15 protein-coding genes are annotated in these 14,113 nt (G+C 73.6%); 8 read left to right on the top strand and 7 right to left on the bottom strand.

The features are described from left to right. Positions 1-9: 9 nt before the first annotated feature. On the bottom strand, positions 10-1,146 hold the full coding sequence (gene efeO, locus IH25_RS0123775; RefSeq protein ID WP_030614089.1) for an iron uptake system protein EfeO: 1,137 nt from the start codon (positions 1,144-1,146) through the stop codon (positions 10-12). Between the two features lie 214 nt (positions 1,147-1,360). Here efeO and IH25_RS0123770 point away from each other — a divergent pair, with 214 nt between their 5' ends. Together IH25_RS0123770 and IH25_RS0123765 are read left to right on the top strand one after the other, a co-directional pair. Further along, on the top strand, positions 1,361-2,005 hold the full coding sequence (locus IH25_RS0123770; protein ID WP_030614087.1) for a PhzF family phenazine biosynthesis protein: 645 nt from the start codon (positions 1,361-1,363) through the stop codon (positions 2,003-2,005). A 114-nt stretch (positions 2,006-2,119) separates the two neighbouring features. Continuing rightward, entirely contained in the window at positions 2,120-2,317 is a 198-nt protein-coding gene (locus tag IH25_RS0123765; RefSeq protein ID WP_030614084.1) for a hypothetical protein, read from the top strand. Between the two features lie 46 nt (positions 2,318-2,363). Here IH25_RS0123765 and map read toward each other — a convergent pair whose 3' ends face one another. After that, complete coding sequence (gene map / locus IH25_RS0123760; protein ID WP_030614081.1) at positions 2,364-3,221, bottom strand: type I methionyl aminopeptidase; 858 nt, start codon at positions 3,219-3,221, stop codon at positions 2,364-2,366. Between the two features lie 58 nt (positions 3,222-3,279). Between map and IH25_RS0123755 the strand changes: the two genes are divergently transcribed. Next, the gene (locus tag IH25_RS0123755; protein ID WP_030614078.1) at positions 3,280-3,513 is read left to right on the top strand and encodes a hypothetical protein; all 234 of its coding nucleotides are present in this window, start codon (positions 3,280-3,282) and stop codon (positions 3,511-3,513) included. A gap of 86 nt (positions 3,514-3,599) precedes the next feature. Here the strand turns inward: IH25_RS0123755 and IH25_RS0123750 are convergent, their stop codons facing one another. Next, the gene (locus IH25_RS0123750) at positions 3,600-4,199 is read right to left on the bottom strand and encodes a hypothetical protein (protein ID WP_030614075.1); all 600 of its coding nucleotides are present in this window, start codon (positions 4,197-4,199) and stop codon (positions 3,600-3,602) included. Between the two features lie 181 nt (positions 4,200-4,380). Between IH25_RS0123750 and IH25_RS0123745 the strand changes: the two genes are divergently transcribed. The 3 genes from IH25_RS0123745 to IH25_RS0123735 are packed head-to-tail and all read left to right on the top strand — an operon-like array spanning position 4,381 to position 6,485. Further along, positions 4,381-5,478, top strand: coding sequence for a sialidase family protein (locus IH25_RS0123745; protein WP_030614072.1), 1,098 nt, complete (start codon positions 4,381-4,383; stop codon positions 5,476-5,478). Positions 5,479-5,515: 37 nt separating this feature from the next. Beyond that, positions 5,516-6,220 (top strand): NADPH-dependent F420 reductase, encoded by a 705-nt coding sequence (gene npdG / locus IH25_RS0123740; protein WP_030614070.1) that lies wholly within the window; start codon positions 5,516-5,518, stop codon positions 6,218-6,220. Positions 6,221-6,233: 13 nt separating this feature from the next. Beyond that, complete coding sequence (locus IH25_RS0123735) at positions 6,234-6,485, top strand: hypothetical protein (RefSeq protein ID WP_209445359.1); 252 nt, start codon at positions 6,234-6,236, stop codon at positions 6,483-6,485. A gap of 9 nt (positions 6,486-6,494) precedes the next feature. On the opposite strand, the gene IH25_RS0123730 is transcribed toward IH25_RS0123735, so the two are convergent. After that, on the bottom strand, positions 6,495-7,295 hold the full coding sequence (locus IH25_RS0123730; RefSeq protein ID WP_030614065.1) for a site-2 protease family protein: 801 nt from the start codon (positions 7,293-7,295) through the stop codon (positions 6,495-6,497). Between the two features lie 108 nt (positions 7,296-7,403). Here IH25_RS0123730 and IH25_RS0123725 point away from each other — a divergent pair, with 108 nt between their 5' ends. Both IH25_RS0123725 and IH25_RS0123720 read left to right on the top strand, forming a co-directional pair. Then, positions 7,404-7,877: a DUF6578 domain-containing protein gene (locus IH25_RS0123725; protein WP_030614062.1), complete on the top strand. Its 474-nt coding sequence runs from the start codon at positions 7,404-7,406 to the stop codon at positions 7,875-7,877. A 318-nt stretch (positions 7,878-8,195) separates the two neighbouring features. Beyond that, a complete protein-coding gene (locus tag IH25_RS0123720; RefSeq protein ID WP_030614059.1) occupies positions 8,196-11,450 on the top strand; it encodes a BTAD domain-containing putative transcriptional regulator in 3,255 nt (1,084 codons plus the stop codon). A gap of 13 nt (positions 11,451-11,463) precedes the next feature. Here IH25_RS0123720 and IH25_RS0123715 read toward each other — a convergent pair whose 3' ends face one another. The 3 genes from IH25_RS0123715 to IH25_RS38620 all read right to left on the bottom strand — a co-directional run bounded on the left by IH25_RS0123715 (position 11,464) and on the right by IH25_RS38620 (position 14,110). Then, positions 11,464-12,285 (bottom strand): ABC transporter permease, encoded by an 822-nt coding sequence (locus IH25_RS0123715; protein ID WP_030614057.1) that lies wholly within the window; start codon positions 12,283-12,285, stop codon positions 11,464-11,466. Continuing rightward, positions 12,282-13,301, bottom strand: coding sequence for an ATP-binding cassette domain-containing protein (locus tag IH25_RS0123710; RefSeq protein WP_030614054.1), 1,020 nt, complete (start codon positions 13,299-13,301; stop codon positions 12,282-12,284). Before IH25_RS0123710 ends, IH25_RS0123715 begins: the two co-directional genes overlap by 4 nt. 110 nt (positions 13,302-13,411) lie before the next feature. Further along, positions 13,412-14,110, bottom strand: a complete 699-nt coding sequence (locus IH25_RS38620; protein WP_051754091.1) for a zinc ribbon domain-containing protein — start codon at positions 14,108-14,110, stop codon at positions 13,412-13,414. Between the last annotated feature and the right edge of the window lie 3 nt (positions 14,111-14,113).

Here is a 14,113-nt window from a genome sequence, read left to right as displayed (position 1 = left end):
TTCCCCCTGCTACTTCACGACCGCGGCGGCGAGCTTGGACAGCGGCTCGGCGAGCGCGTTCACCGCGTCCGACAGCTCCTTGCGCTGGTCCTTGCCGACCTTGTCGTAGGAGACGAAGTCGTACGAGGTCTTGTCCGTGCGGTACTTGTCGAGCAGCGCGTCCAGCGCGGCGAACTGCTTGTCCAGCTCCTTGGTCAGCGCGGGGTCGTTCTTCGCGGCGACCGGCTTCAGCAGCTCGTAGGCCTTCTGCGCGCCCTCGACGTTGCCCTTGAAGTCGACGAGGTCGGTGTGGGCGTAGCGGTCCTCCTCGCCGGTGACCTTGCCGGTGGCGACCTCGTCCAGCAGCTCCTTGGCGCCGTTGGCCATGGAGGTCGGGGTGATCTCGGCCTTGCCGACCCGCTTCTGCCAGTCCTCGAGGTCCGTCACCAGCCGGCCGGCGAGGGCCTTCTCCTCGGCGCCGATCTTCTTGTCGTGCCAGAGGGCCTTCTCCAGCCGGTGCCAGCCGGTCCACTTCTGGCCGGGCTCCAGGCCGTCCTCGCGGACGTCCACCTTCGGGTCGATGTCACCGAAGGACTCGGCGACCGGCTCGGTGCGCTCCCAGCCGAGGCGGGACAGGCCGTAGGCCTTCTTCGCCGCCTCCAGGTCGCCGTCCTGGACGGCCTTCGCGAACGCCTTGGCCTTCGGCAGCGTCTCGTCGGCCTGGCCCTGGGCGTAGGTGCGGTACCGGGCGACGGCCGAGTCCAGCCCCGGGTCGCGCTTGGCGGTGGCGCCGGCGCCGGTCACGGTCAGCTTCTGCCGGACGCCGTGGCCCTTCATGCCGGGCCGGCAGGCGATCTCGTAGGAGCCGGCCTTCACCTCGGCGGTGAGGGTGTACTTGGTGCCCGGCCCGATGTTCTCCTTCTCGGAGACGATCCGGTCGTCCGGGAAGAGGATCTCGACCTCGGTCGCCCGCGACCCCTTGTTCTCGATCTTCAGCGTGACCTGGCCGGCCGGCACGGACTTGCTGGAGGTGTCGCACGTGGAGTCGGCCGCGGTGACCTGGATGGCGTCACCGTCCTTGGCGTCGCTCTTCGAGGTGCACGCCGAAAGGGCGGTCAGAGCGGCCGCGGTCACGGCGGCGGTGACGGTCAGTCGGACGGCTCGCATGCAGGCTCCAAGGGCGGTTCGTATGGTGAGGCTGCCCTAACTTACCCGAGGCTTACCACGCCCGTACCCGTGCGTTCGGTGATTCGGCTCTCACAGCGGGCGCACGGACACGACTTGATTGCGGTGCCGCAAAGCGGACATCACGCCATGGTAAAGGGAGGGTCAAAACGCCCGGTGCGGCCCTTGGCGGGCGCCGCGGTGCTTCAATGCCCGGGTGACCGACTACGACGTACTCCGCGTCTTCTGCGGGCCGGACGGCGGCTACGGCAACGAACTGGGTGTCGTCCGCGACGGCTCGGTGCTGCCCGGCCGCGACGACCGGCAGGCGCTGGCCGGCAAACTCGGCTTCAGCGAGACCGTGTTCGTGGACGACCCCGAGCGCGGAGTGATCGACATCTACACGCCCACCCTGCGCCTGCCCTTCGCCGGGCACCCCTGCGTAGGCAGCGCCTGGCTGCTCGACGTGCCCGAACTCGTCACCCCCGCCGGTGTGGTCGGGGCCCGGCAGGACGGCGAGTTCAGCTGGATCGAGGCCCGCGCTCAGTGGGCTCCGCCGCGCACCCTGCGCCAGTACCCGAGCGCCGCCGAGGTGGACGCGCTCGACGTACCGCCACCGGGGGAGTGGGTGTATGCCTGGGCCTGGGAGGACGAGGCGGCGGGCCGCGTCCGCGCCCGCGCCTTCCCCGGCCGGGACGACGGGATCCACGAGGACGAGGCCACCGGCGCTGCGGCGCTGCTGCTCACCGACCGGCTGGGCCGGGCCCTGAACATCAGACAGGGCCGCGGCTCGCAGATCCTGACCGCGCCCCAGCCGCACGGCTGGACGGAGATCGGCGGCCGGGTCCGCCTGGAGCGCTGACGCGCGCGGGCGTACGGGTGACCGGGCGCGCGCCGTCCGGGTGGAAGCGCGTGTGCGCGCGAGGGCGAACGGGGACCTCTGGGCGTGACCACTCCGCCCTCCGAGAGGAGCACCATGCGCATCCGATCCGTTCTGGCCGCGACCGTCCTCGCCGTCGCCCTGGCCGGCGCCGGCGCGTCGACGGCAGCCGCCGGCACCCACGATGACCACAAGGACGACGACGTCGTCTGCAGCCCGTACTTCGGCGGACTTTCCTCGCTGGAGAACAAGATCTTCTGGGGTGGCGCCCACTGCACGGACACCCTGTTCTGACGCGGCCCGGGTCCCCCTTTCCGCACCCGGACAGGGGGACCCGCCCTCAGGGGAGGGTCAGGATGTCCGCGCCGGTGTCCGTGACCACCAGGGTGTGCTCGAACTGGGCGGTGCGCCTGCGGTCCTTCGTCACGACCGTCCAGCCGTCGTCCCACATGTCGTACTCGTGGGTGCCCAGCGTCAGCATCGGCTCGATCGTGAACGTCATCCCCGGCTGCATCACCGCCGTCGCGTGCGGGCTGTCGTAGTGCGGGATGATCAGCCCGGAGTGGAACGACGTGTTGATGCCGTGCCCGGTGAAGTCCCGCACGACGCCGTAGCCGAAGCGCTTGGCGTACGACTCGATGACCCGGCCGATGACATTGATCTGCCGGCCCGGCTTCACCGCCTTGATCGCCCGGTTGAGCGCCTCCCGGGTGCGCTCCACCAGCAGCCGCGACTCCTCGTCCACGTCACCGACCAGGTACGTGGCGTTGTTGTCGCCGTGCACCCCGCCGATGTACGCCGTCACGTCCAGGTTGACGATGTCGCCGTCCCTGAGGACCGTCGAGTCGGGGATGCCGTGGCAGATGACCTCGTTGACGGACGTGCACAGCGACTTCGGGAAACCGCGGTAGCCGAGCGTGGACGGGTAGGCCCCGTGGTCGCACATGTACTCGTGGGCGACCTTGTCCAGCTGGTCCGTGGTCACCCCCGGCGCGATGATCTTCGCGGCCTCCTCCATCGCCCGCGCGGCGATACGGCCGGCGGTCCGCATCGCCTCGATGGTCTCGGGGGTCTGCACCTCCGGCCCGGTGTACGGCGCCGGCGCGGGCTTGCCGACGTACTCGGGGCGGCGGATGTTTCCGGGAACCGAACGGATGGGAGACAGCTCCCCTGGTACGAGCAGCGACTGGCCAGACATGCCAGCGAGTCTAACCAGCGGACATGGGGGAACATGTCGGTGGCGAGAGGAGCTGTCCATGGCCCTGTTCAAGAAGCGCACGGCCGGCAAACCGGGCGAGTGGTACTACTGCCTGGAGCACGGGACGGTCGAGGAGGGCCCCGACTGCCCGGGCAAGGACCGTTTCGGGCCGTACGCCACCCCCGAGGAGGCCCGGCACGCCATGCAGACCGCCGCCGAGCGCAACCTGAAGTGGGAGAACGACCCCCGCTGGCACGACGCGCCGTCCGGCGAGCGGACCGACGAGGACTGAGCGGCCCCGGCGAGGACTGAGCATCTCCGGCGAGGACCGGCCGCGCGAGGAACGCCGGAGACCGCCGCCCCGTCCGGCCGGGCGCGTCACCAAGGGGCCGGCGGCGGTGCCGTCAGGGCTTCCGTCAGGCGGGAGAGGCGGTCGCGGAAGCCCCGCCGGGCTCTCGGCGGGCCCGCGTTCTCGCCGGCCGCCGCGCTCACCAGGTGCTGCACGCTGTCCAGGTCCAGCTCCGCCCCCTTGGGCACGGCCAGCGTCTCGTGGGCCATCGCGGCCAGCTCGCCCCCGCCCGCGCCGCCCAGCGCCAGCACCGTCACCCCGGCCCGCCGGGCGTCGTGCACCCGCTCCAGCAGCGGCGCCGGTTCCTCCGGCGCCACCACCAGCAGGGTCTCCCCGCGCCGCGCCGCCGAGATCCGGCCCGGTCCGACCGCCAGGTGCGCGGGATCGGACGGGCGCGGGTGCTGGCGCACCAGCGTCGGCGCCAGCTCGGGCGTGCCCGACCAGGCCGCCTCGTCCACCAGGTGCGCGGCCAGGTGCCAGGGCTCGTGGTCCGGCGTGCCCACCAGCAGCAGCCCGCCCCCGTGCGCCACCACCGACCCCCGCAGCACCCCGGCGAACCTCCGGGTGGCCCCCAGCCACTCCGTCCCGGCGAGCACTTCCCGCAGCAACGCGACCCGTACGGCGTCCATGTGGCCGAATCCTGCCGCAACGGGCCACTCGTGACCCGGAGTTCACCGGGAATTCGCCCGACTCGGGGAAAAGGCGCCCCGTACGGGTCCCCGCACAAGCCCCCGAGCGACCCGTGCGCGGCCCGTGTGCGTCCCGTCCGTGCCTCCGTCCACGCCCCGTCCGCGACCGAGGAGCCGCCCCGTGACCGACCCGACCACTGCCCCGACCGACGTGACCGTTCCCTTCCGGGCGGGCCGTGAGGGATACGCGAGCTTCCGCATACCCGCCGTCGTCGCCACCCGGGCCGGCACCCTGCTGGCCTTCTGCGAGGGCCGGGCCGGCTCCGCCGCCGACCACGGGCACATCGACATCGTGCTGAAGCGGTCCACGGACGGCGGCCGGACCTGGGGCCCGCTCCAGGTCGCCGCGAGCAACGGCACCGACCTCGCCGGCAACCCCGCCCCCGTCGTCCTCGACACCGGCCGCGTCCTGCTCGTCCACGTCCGCGCCGCCGGCTGGGCCACCGAGGCCGCCATCGTGCGCGGGCAGGTCCCGGACGCCGACGGCCGGCGGGTGTGGGTGCAGCACAGCGACGACGACGGGCTGACGTGGTCCGCGCCCAGGGAGATCACCGGGCAGGTGAAGACGCCGGGCTGGCGCTGGTACGCCACCACCCCCGGGCACGCCCTCCAGCTGACCTCCGGCCGCGTCCTGGTCCCGGCCAACCACACCGTGCCGCCCACCGGCACCGACACCGGCGCCGAGGCCAAGTACAACGGCGGGCACTGCCTGCTCAGCGACGACCGCGGCGAGACCTGGTACCTCGGCTACCTGGACGACAACACCGACGGCTACGTCAACGTCAACGAGACCACCGCCGCCGAACTCACCGACGGCCGGGTCTACCTCAACGCCCGCAACGACTCGCCGTCCCCCGGCAACCGCGCCGACGCCCACTCCCCGGACGGCGGCAGGACGCTCCTCAAGCCCTTCCGCCCGCAGGCCGGCCTGACCGCCCCCGTCTGCCAGGCCGCCGTCCTCCAGCTCCGCGACCCCGACCTGCTGCTGTTCTCCGCCCCCGCCGACCCCGGGAACACCCGCGCCCTGATGACGATCCGCGTCTCCCGCGACGGCGGCACCACCTGGCGCCCGGCGTACACCGCCGACGGACTGCCCGCCGCCTACTCCGACCTGGTCCGCGTCGACCGGCACACGGTGGGGCTGCTGTACGAGACGGGCGACTTCGGCCCCTACGAGACGATCACCTTCCGCCGGGTGCCGGTACGGCGGCTGGCCTGAGCCGGTGCCCCGGCCGGCCCGGACGTAGAGTCGGGCCATGACCTCTACCGACAGCGCACAGAAGGCCCCCGCCAAGGACCCCTGGGACCTGCCCGACGTCTCCGGGTACACCGTCGGCGTGCTCGGCGGCACCGGACCGCAGGGCAAGGGGCTCGCCTACCGGCTGGCCCGGGCCGGCCAGAAGGTGATCATCGGTTCCCGCGCCGCCGACCGCGCCCGGGCGGCCGCCGACGAACTCGGCCACGGCATCGAGGGCGCCGACAACGCCGAGGCCGCGCGCCGCAGCGACATCGTGATCGTCGCCGTACCGTGGGACGGCCACGGCGACACCCTGAAGGCGCTGCGCGCGGAACTGGCCGGCAAGCTCGTCGTGGACTGCGTCAACCCGCTCGGCTTCGACAAGAAGGGCGCCTACGCCCTCAAGCCCGAGGAGGGCAGCGCCGCCGAGCAGGCCGCCGCGCTGCTGCCGGAGTCCCGGGTCACCGCCGCCTTCCACCACCTGTCCGCCGTGCTCCTCCAGGACCCGGAGGTCGAGAGCATCGACACCGACGTCATGGTCCTCGGCGAGCAGCGCGCGGACGTGGAGATCGTGCAGGCCCTGGCCGGCCGCATCCCCGGCATGCGCGGCATCTTCGCCGGCCGGCTGCGCAACGCCCACCAGGTGGAGTCGCTGGTCGCCAACCTGATCTCCGTCAACCGCCGGTACAAGGCGCACGCCGGGCTCCGCGTGACCGACGTGTGAGCCGTCGGAGGCCATGGGGGACACTGGTCGGCGAAGCAGTTCCGAGCAGTGTCCCCGACAGGAGCCCCCCGTCATGCCCCGCATCGCCCTCTACACCCTCGTCGTCTGCGTCCTCGCCGTGGCCGCGGCGGTCGTCTCCTTCGTCCAGGGCAGCTGGCTGGGGATCGTCTGGGTGCTGCTGGCCGGTCTGTCGTCCAACATGACGTGGTACTACGTCAAGCGCGGCCGGATCGAGGCCGCCCGCGACACCTCCGTCACGAGCTGAACGGGTCGGTCACGAACCGAGCGAGCAGATCGCCGGGCTCTCCTGCCAGAACCGGTACTGGGCGTCGCCGCAGTACTGGGAGAACATGTCCACGTCCAGCGCCCGCATGACCGCGTCGACCACGTCGAAGAACGCCTCGTTGACCGCCGGCAGCCACAGCACCGCGAACACGAAGAGCAGCCCGAACGGGGCGAAGGGCTCCACCTGCCGCTTCACCTTGTACGACAGCCACGGCTCGATCACGCCGTAGCCGTCCAGGCCCGGAACGGGCAGGAAGTTCAGGATCGCCGCCGTCACCTGGAGCAGCGCCAGGAACGCCAGCGCGAACCGGAAGTCCGCGGGCACGCCGTCCAGCGCGTCCAGCCAGAACGGCGCCGTGCACACCGCGGCGAACAGCACGTTCGTCAGCGGACCCGCCGCCGAGATCAGGCTGTGCCGCCAGCGGCCCCGGATCCGGTTCCGCTCGATGAACACCGCGCCGCCGGGCAGACCGATCCCGCCCATGATCACGAACACCACCGGGAGCACGATGCTCAGCAGCGCGTGCGTGTACTTCAGCGGGTTCAGCGTGAGGTAGCCCTTCGCACCGACCGAGATGTCCCCGCTGTGCAGGGCGGTGCGCGCGTGCGCGTACTCGTGCAGGCACAGGGAGACGATCCAGGCCGCGGTCACGAACAGGAACACCGCGATGCCCGGCTGCTCGGCGTACCCGGTCCAGGTGGCCCAGCCGGTCACCGCCGTCACGGCCAGGATGCCGACGAACACGGGACTGACCTGCCGGTCGCCGGGGCGGGTGGTGGCGGTGGTCATGCATCGGCTCCTGTGTGACGGGGACGGGGCAAGGCACTTCGGGAAGATCCGAGAGCATACGGGGAAAACGTCTCGCGGTCGCCGCCGGGTTCCTGGAAGGTTGGGGGGATGGCAGGGATGAGGGTGTTCTACGAAGACTGGCAGATGGAGTGCTGCGGGCGGCCCTTCGCGGTGGGCGACGAGGTGGCCTGGCCGCTGGTCGCCGCGGAGCCGGGGGAACGCGGGGAGCGGTACTACGGGGCCGAGGCGTGGGTGGAGAACCACGGCGACCGGACCCGCCCGACCAGCGGCCGGGTCCGCGCCATCGAGCTGGTGCGCCAGGAGTACCTGGTCCACACCGACCGGCGCGCCCGCGAGCGCATCGACCGCGCCCTCGACCCCGACGCGGGCTCCGAGGGGGTGGTCGTCCTGCCGTCCCCGTACCACTGGGAGGCGGTGCCCGGCGCGTACACCCTGGAGGCCGCCGACCGCTGCCCGAGGTGGTTCGACCCGGACGAACCCGGCCGCGACCCCGGCCCCCAGCGGCTGCACCGCACGGTCGGCGCCCTGGTCACCCTGGACCCGACGGGCGCCCGCCCCTGACCCCGCCGGCCGCGGGATGCCTCCGGCACGGTCGCGGCGGGTGTCTGCTTCCGGCACGGCTGCGGCGGGTGTCGGCTTCCGGCACGGTCGCGGGCAGCGACTGCCTCCAGTACGACCGGGGCCGGCGATCGCCTTCGGCACCGGCCCCGCCCGGCGGGCGTCGGTCCTGCCGAGTCGGCGGCCGTCTCCGCAGCCTCACCGGTCGTGTCCGGCGGGCGCCACCCCCGCCGAACCGCCGACCGCCCCGGAGCCCTCCCGTTCCCTCCCCGCACCGACCGACCCCACCACCGATCACCGTCCGCGCCCCCTCCGGAGACAATGGACCCCGTGTATTACCGGCTGCTCGGCACCACCCAGGCGATCCGCCCCGACGGCACGGCCGTCCCGGTCGGCGGGGCGCGGTTGCGTGCCCTGCTCAGCGTGCTCGCGCTGCGGGCCGGCCGGACCGTACCCGCGGCCGTGCTCGTGGACGAGGTGTGGGGCGCCGACCCGCCCGCCGACGCCACCGGCGCCCTCCAGGCGCTCGTCGGCCGGCTCCGCCGCGCCCTCGGCGCCGAGGCCGTCGCCTCCGCCGACGGCGGTTACCGGCTCGCCGCCGCCCCCGACGACATCGACCTCATCCGCTTCGACCGGCTCACCGGCGACGGCCTGACCGCCCTCGCCGACGGCGACCCGGCCAAGGCCGCCGCCGTCCTCGACGAGGCCCTCGCCCTGTGGCACGGGCCCGCCCTGCCGGACCTGCCCGACCGCACCGCCGACGCGGCCCGCTGGGAGACCCGCCGGCTCGACGCCCGGCGTGCCCGGCACGCCGCCGCCCTCGCCCTCGGCCGGGCCGAGGAGACGCTGCCCGAGCTGACCGCGCTGTGCGACGACCACCCGCTGGACGAGCCGCTCCAGGCGCTGCGGCTGCGCGCCCTGCGCGACACCGGCCGCCCCGCCCAGGCCCTGGCCGCCTACGAGGACGTACGCCGGCTGCTCGCCGACCGGCTCGGCTCCGACCCCGGACCGGAACTGCGCGCCCTGCACGCCGAACTGCTGCGCGCGGAACCGGCGCCCGCCGCGCCCGCCGCCGGCCCGGGCAACCTGCCCGCCCGGCTCACCTCCTTCGTCGGCCGCGAAGCCGACCTGGAGGCCATCGCCGCCGACCTCGCCGGGGCCCGCCTGGTCACCCTGCTCGGGCCCGGCGGCGCCGGGAAGACCCGGCTGTCCCAGGAGGCCGCCGAGGCGGTACGGCACACCGTCCGGGACGGGGTGTGGCTCGCCGAACTGGCCCCCGTGGACGACCCGGACGCCGTACCCCAGGCCGTGCTCACCGCCATCGGCGCCCGGGACACCGTGCTGCACGGCGCCGGCGTGGACGGCATGCGCGCGGTCGCCGAGCGGCACGACGACCCCGTCGAACGGCTCGTGGAGCACTGCGCCCGGCGCCGGATGCTGCTGATCCTCGACAACTGCGAACACGTCGTGGACGCCGCCGCCCGGCTCACCGAGTCCCTGCTGGCCCGCTGCCCGGAGCTGACCGTCCTCGCCACCAGCCGGGAACCCCTCGGCGTACCGGGGGAGCTGCTGCGGCCCGTGGAACCGCTGCCCGAGCCGGTCGCGCTGCGGCTGCTCGCCGAGCGCGGCGCGGCGGCCCGCCCCGGCTTCCGGGTGGCCGACGACCCCGAGGCGTGCGCGGAGATCTGCCGCCGCCTGGACGGCCTTCCGCTCGCCATCGAGCTGGCCGCCGCCCGGCTGCGCATGCTGACCCCGCGGCAGATAGCCGACCGGCTGGACGACCGGTTCCGGCTGCTCACCTCCGGCAGCCGCACCGTGCTGCCCCGCCAGCAGACCCTCAGGGCCGTCGTGGACTGGTCCTGGGACCTGCTGGACGCCGCCGAGCGGGAGGTGCTGGCCCGGCTGTCGGTCTTCGCCGGCGGCTGCGACCTGGCCGCCGCCGAGGCCGTGTGCGGACCGGCCGCGCTGGACGCCCTCGGCTCCCTGGTCGACAAGTCCCTGGTGGTGGCCGCGCCCGCGGGCGGCGGCATGCGCTACCGGCTGCTGGAGACCGTCGCCGAGTACGCCGCCGAACGGCTCGCCGAGACCGGGCGCCGCACCGAGACCGAGCGTGCCCACCTGACGTACTACCGCGAACTCGCCCGCACCACCGAGCCGTTGCTGCGCGGCCCCGGGCAGCTCGCCGCCATCGGCCGGTTCCAGCTGGAGTACGAGAACCTGCGCACCGCCTTCCGGCACGCCGTCGCCCTCGGCGACGAGCAGGAGGGGCTGTGCCTGATCCACTCCCTGCTGTGGTTCTGGCAGATGCGCGACCAGCGGGTGGAGACCCGCGTCTGGTGCCGGGAGGTCATGGCGCTCGGCCCCGACCCGTTCGCCGCGCCGGCCCGCTCCGCCGCCCCGGTGTGGCAGCGCTGCACCGACACGCCGCCGCCGTACACCGGCGAGGCCCTCGTCGAGGCCCGGCGCGGCGTCCACCTGGCCCATCTGGCCTGCATGGACACCGAGATGGACGCCTGGCAGACGCCCGCGGCGCAGGCCAAGCTGCGCACCGTCGCCGAGGTCTACGAACCCGGCCTGCCGCAGACCTGCCGGGTGCCGGGCCTGCTGTGGTTCTTCGCCGTGCTGCTGACCGGCGGCGCCGACCGGCTGCACACCATCGTGGACGCCTGCGTTCAGACCTGCCGCACGACCCCGGGCTTCGAGTGGGAGCTGGCCGACGTACTGCACCTGCGTGCCAACTTCCTGTCCAACCGGGCCGCGTGGACGGGCGACGCCACCCGGTCCGCCGACGAGTCGCTGGAGATCTTCCGCCGCCTCGGCGACGTCTGGGGCGCCACCGAGGCTCTGGCCGCCCGTGGCGAGGCCAACGAACGCAGGGCCGCCTTCGACCGGGCGGCGACCGACTACCGGGCCGCCATCGAGCACGCCGAACGCCTCGGCGCCCGCGCCCAGACGGCCGTGCTGACCGCCCGGCTCGGCGGGGTCCTGCTGGAGTCCGGCGAGAGCGAGCGCGGCGAGCGGATGCTCCGTAACGTCATCGCCGGCCAGGACGGCACGGAGAACGAGGCGTCGACGATGGCCCGGCTGCACCTGGCCGCCTGGCTCGGCCTGACCGACCGTACCGCCGAGGCCCGCGAGCAGCTACGGGTGCTGCGCGAGGAACTGCCCGTCGCCCGCTTTGTCATCTTCGACTCCCTGCTGACCTGCCAGGAGGCCCTGCTGGACGCCCTGGACCGGCGTTCCGGGGCGGCCGTCGCCCGGGCCCGCGAGGCGCTGCGGCTCAGCGCCGAACCGCTGTCGCAGGCCCTCACCCCGCATCTGCACTCCGTCTGCCTCACCGCCGCCGCGATGGCCCTCGCCGACGCCGACGGCGGGGAGCGGGCCGCCGACGCCGCCCGCTGCCTCGGGGCCGCCCGGGCGCTGCTGCCGGCGGGCCATGTGGTCGCCGGGGTGGAGCGGCGGATCTTCGAGCGGGCCGAGGCCCGGGTCCGGGCCCGGCTGGACGAGCGCTCGTACGAGGCCGCGTACGCCGAGGGCGGTGGCCTCTCCCTCGTGGAGGCCACCGCCCTGGTCTGACGGCCGCGCGGCGTCAGCTCTTCGTACGGAACTTGTGGATCGCGACCGGGGCCATCACCACGGTCAGCCCGACCGACCAGATGACCGTCACCCACAGGGCGTGCGCCACCGGGCCGCCCTCCATCAGCCCGCGCGCGCAGTCGGCCAGCGCGGAGAGCGGGTTGTAGTCGGTGAACGCCTGGAGCCAGCCCGGCATCGACTGGGTCGGCGCGAAGATCGAGGAGCCGAACTGGAGCGGCATCAGCACCAGGAACCCCATCGCCTGCACCGACTGCGCGTTCTTCATCACCACGCCGAGGGTCAGGAACACCCACATCAGCGCCGACCCGAACAGCGCGGACAGCGCCACGGAGCCGAGCAGACCGCTCCAGCTGCCCACGTCGTAGCCCACGAGCAGGGCGACCACCAGCAGCACGGCCGTCGCGAACAGCATCCGCATCAGCTCCACCGCGATCTTCGCGAAGAGCACCGAGCCGCGCCCGATGGGCAGCGAGCGGAAGCGGTCCATGACACCGGAGTTGAAGTCCTGGTTGAACCCGGTGCCCACGCCCTGGGCCATGTTCATGCCCATCATGGCCAGCAGTCCGGGCACCACGTACTGCACGTACTGCTCCTGGCCGCCGCCCAGCGACTTGCCGATGGAGCCGCCGAAGACGTACACGAACAGCAGGGTGAAGACGACCGGGAACAGGATGGCGTCGAACATCGACTCCGGGTCCTGGCGGATCCACAGCAGATTGCGGCGGATCAGCGCGCCGGTGTGCCGCAGATGGGCCCGCAGCGGGATCGGCGTATCGGCCTTCGCGGCGGCCGGGGAGAGGGTGGCGGTGCTCATACGGCGACCTCCTGGCGGGCGGGCGCGGCGTCCTGCGGGGCACTGGCGCGGTGGCCGGTGAGGGACAGGAACACCTCGTCCAGACTGGGCAGTTCGGTGGTGATGGAGGACAGGGTGATGCCGCGCGCGGTGACCGCGCCGACCACGGCCGTCAGCTGCTCGTCGCTGAGGATCGGCACCAGCAGGGCCCCGGTCTCGGTGTCCACGGTGGTGGACGCCAGTCCGGTGATGCCCAGCTCGTCCAGCATGCCGGCGAGCGGGCGCAGCTGGAGCGGGTCGACCGGCCGCACCCGCAGGGTGCGCCCGCCGACGCGGGCCTTCAGCTCCTCGATGCCGCCCTTGGCGATGACCCGGCCCCGGTCCACCACGGTCAGCTCGGAGGCGAGCTGTTCGGCCTCCTCCATGTACTGGGTGGTGAGCAGCACGGTGACGCCGTCGCCGACCATCGCCTTGACCTCGTCCCACACCTCGTTGCGGGTGCGCGGGTCGAGACCGGTGGTCGGCTCGTCCAGGTACAGCACGGCCGGCCGGCCGATCATCGAGGCGGCCAGGTCCAGCCGGCGCCGCATGCCGCCGGAGTAGGTGCCGGCCGGGCGCCGGGCGGCCTCGGTCAGCGAGAACCGCTCCAGCAGCTCGTCGGCGCGGGCCCGGGCCTCCTTGCGGGACAGGTCCAGCAGCCGGCCGATCAGGTACAGGTTCTCCCAGCCCGGCAGCTTCTCGTCCACCGACGCGTACTGGCCGGTGAGACCGATGACCCGGCGCAGCTGCCGGGGCTGGCGTACCACGTCGTAGCCGGCCACGGTGGCCTGCCCGGAGTCCGGGGTGATCAGGGTGGACAGGATGCGTACGAGCGTGGTCTTGCCGGCGCCGTTCGGCCCGAGCACACCCATCACGGTGCCCTCGCGCACGTCCAGGTCGACACCGTCCAGCGCCTTGGTCTCGCCGTAGTGCTTGACCAGCCCCCGTACGGTCACGGCGGAGCGTCCGCCGGCGGGGTTGTCGTCGATGCGTGTCATGGGGAAGACAGTGCCAGGGCCCGCCGACAAACCGCCGACAGTCCGCCGACACCGGGTGCGGGCGCTGTGTCGGCGGACTGTCGGCGCGGGCGGGCGTTGGACGTGAGGGCCTACTTCACCTGCCGGATGTCGGCGCCCACGAGCCGGCCGCCGGCCACGGTGTAGGTGCCGCGGAACACCTGCACCGTGCCGTCGGTCTGCAGCGCCCGGATCTCCGCGGCGACCTCCCCGCCGCCGTTGTCGGAGACGGAGACGCCGATGCGCGCGGTGGTGGAGAAGCCCGCCACCCAGTCCGAGTAGGAGCCGCCGTAGAGCCGGTCGCCGCCCATGGACCAGGCGGCCTGGAACTCCCCGGCGTTGAGGTGGTCGTAGTACGTGGTGACGACCGAGCTCGCGTCCTGGTCCTCCGCCGATTCCTCCTCCGAGGGCTCGGGAGTCGGGGTGTCGTCGTAGCCGCCGCTGTCGTCGTAGTCGGGTGTGGCCGCCGGTGTGGTGTACCCGCCGTCGGTGGGGGACGGCGTCCAGCTCCAGCCGTCGTAGCTTCCGCTCGGCGACACGCCGACGGTGGACCAGCCGCCCGCCGACGGGGTGTCGGGGCCGTCGGCGACGGCCACCCCGAGTGTCACCCCGCCGGCCACCAGTACCGCCAGCAGGGCCCAGGGCAGCCAGACCGGCAGCCGGGTGGCGCCGACCCGCACGTACCCGCTGCCCCCGGGCGGTTCCGGCGGGGCGAGCGGCGCCCCGCAGTCCGGGCAGTCCGGCCGCGCGGCGTCCTCGACGCGCGCGCCGCAGTGAACACAGAAGTGCATGGC

The organism is Streptomyces achromogenes subsp. achromogenes, from assembly GCF_000720835.1.
In the GTDB taxonomy this organism is placed as follows: Bacteria; Actinomycetota; Actinomycetes; order Streptomycetales; family Streptomycetaceae; genus Streptomyces; species Streptomyces achromogenes.
The sequence above is the reverse complement of the archived record's forward strand: the minus strand, read 5'-3'. Positions and strand labels throughout refer to the sequence as shown.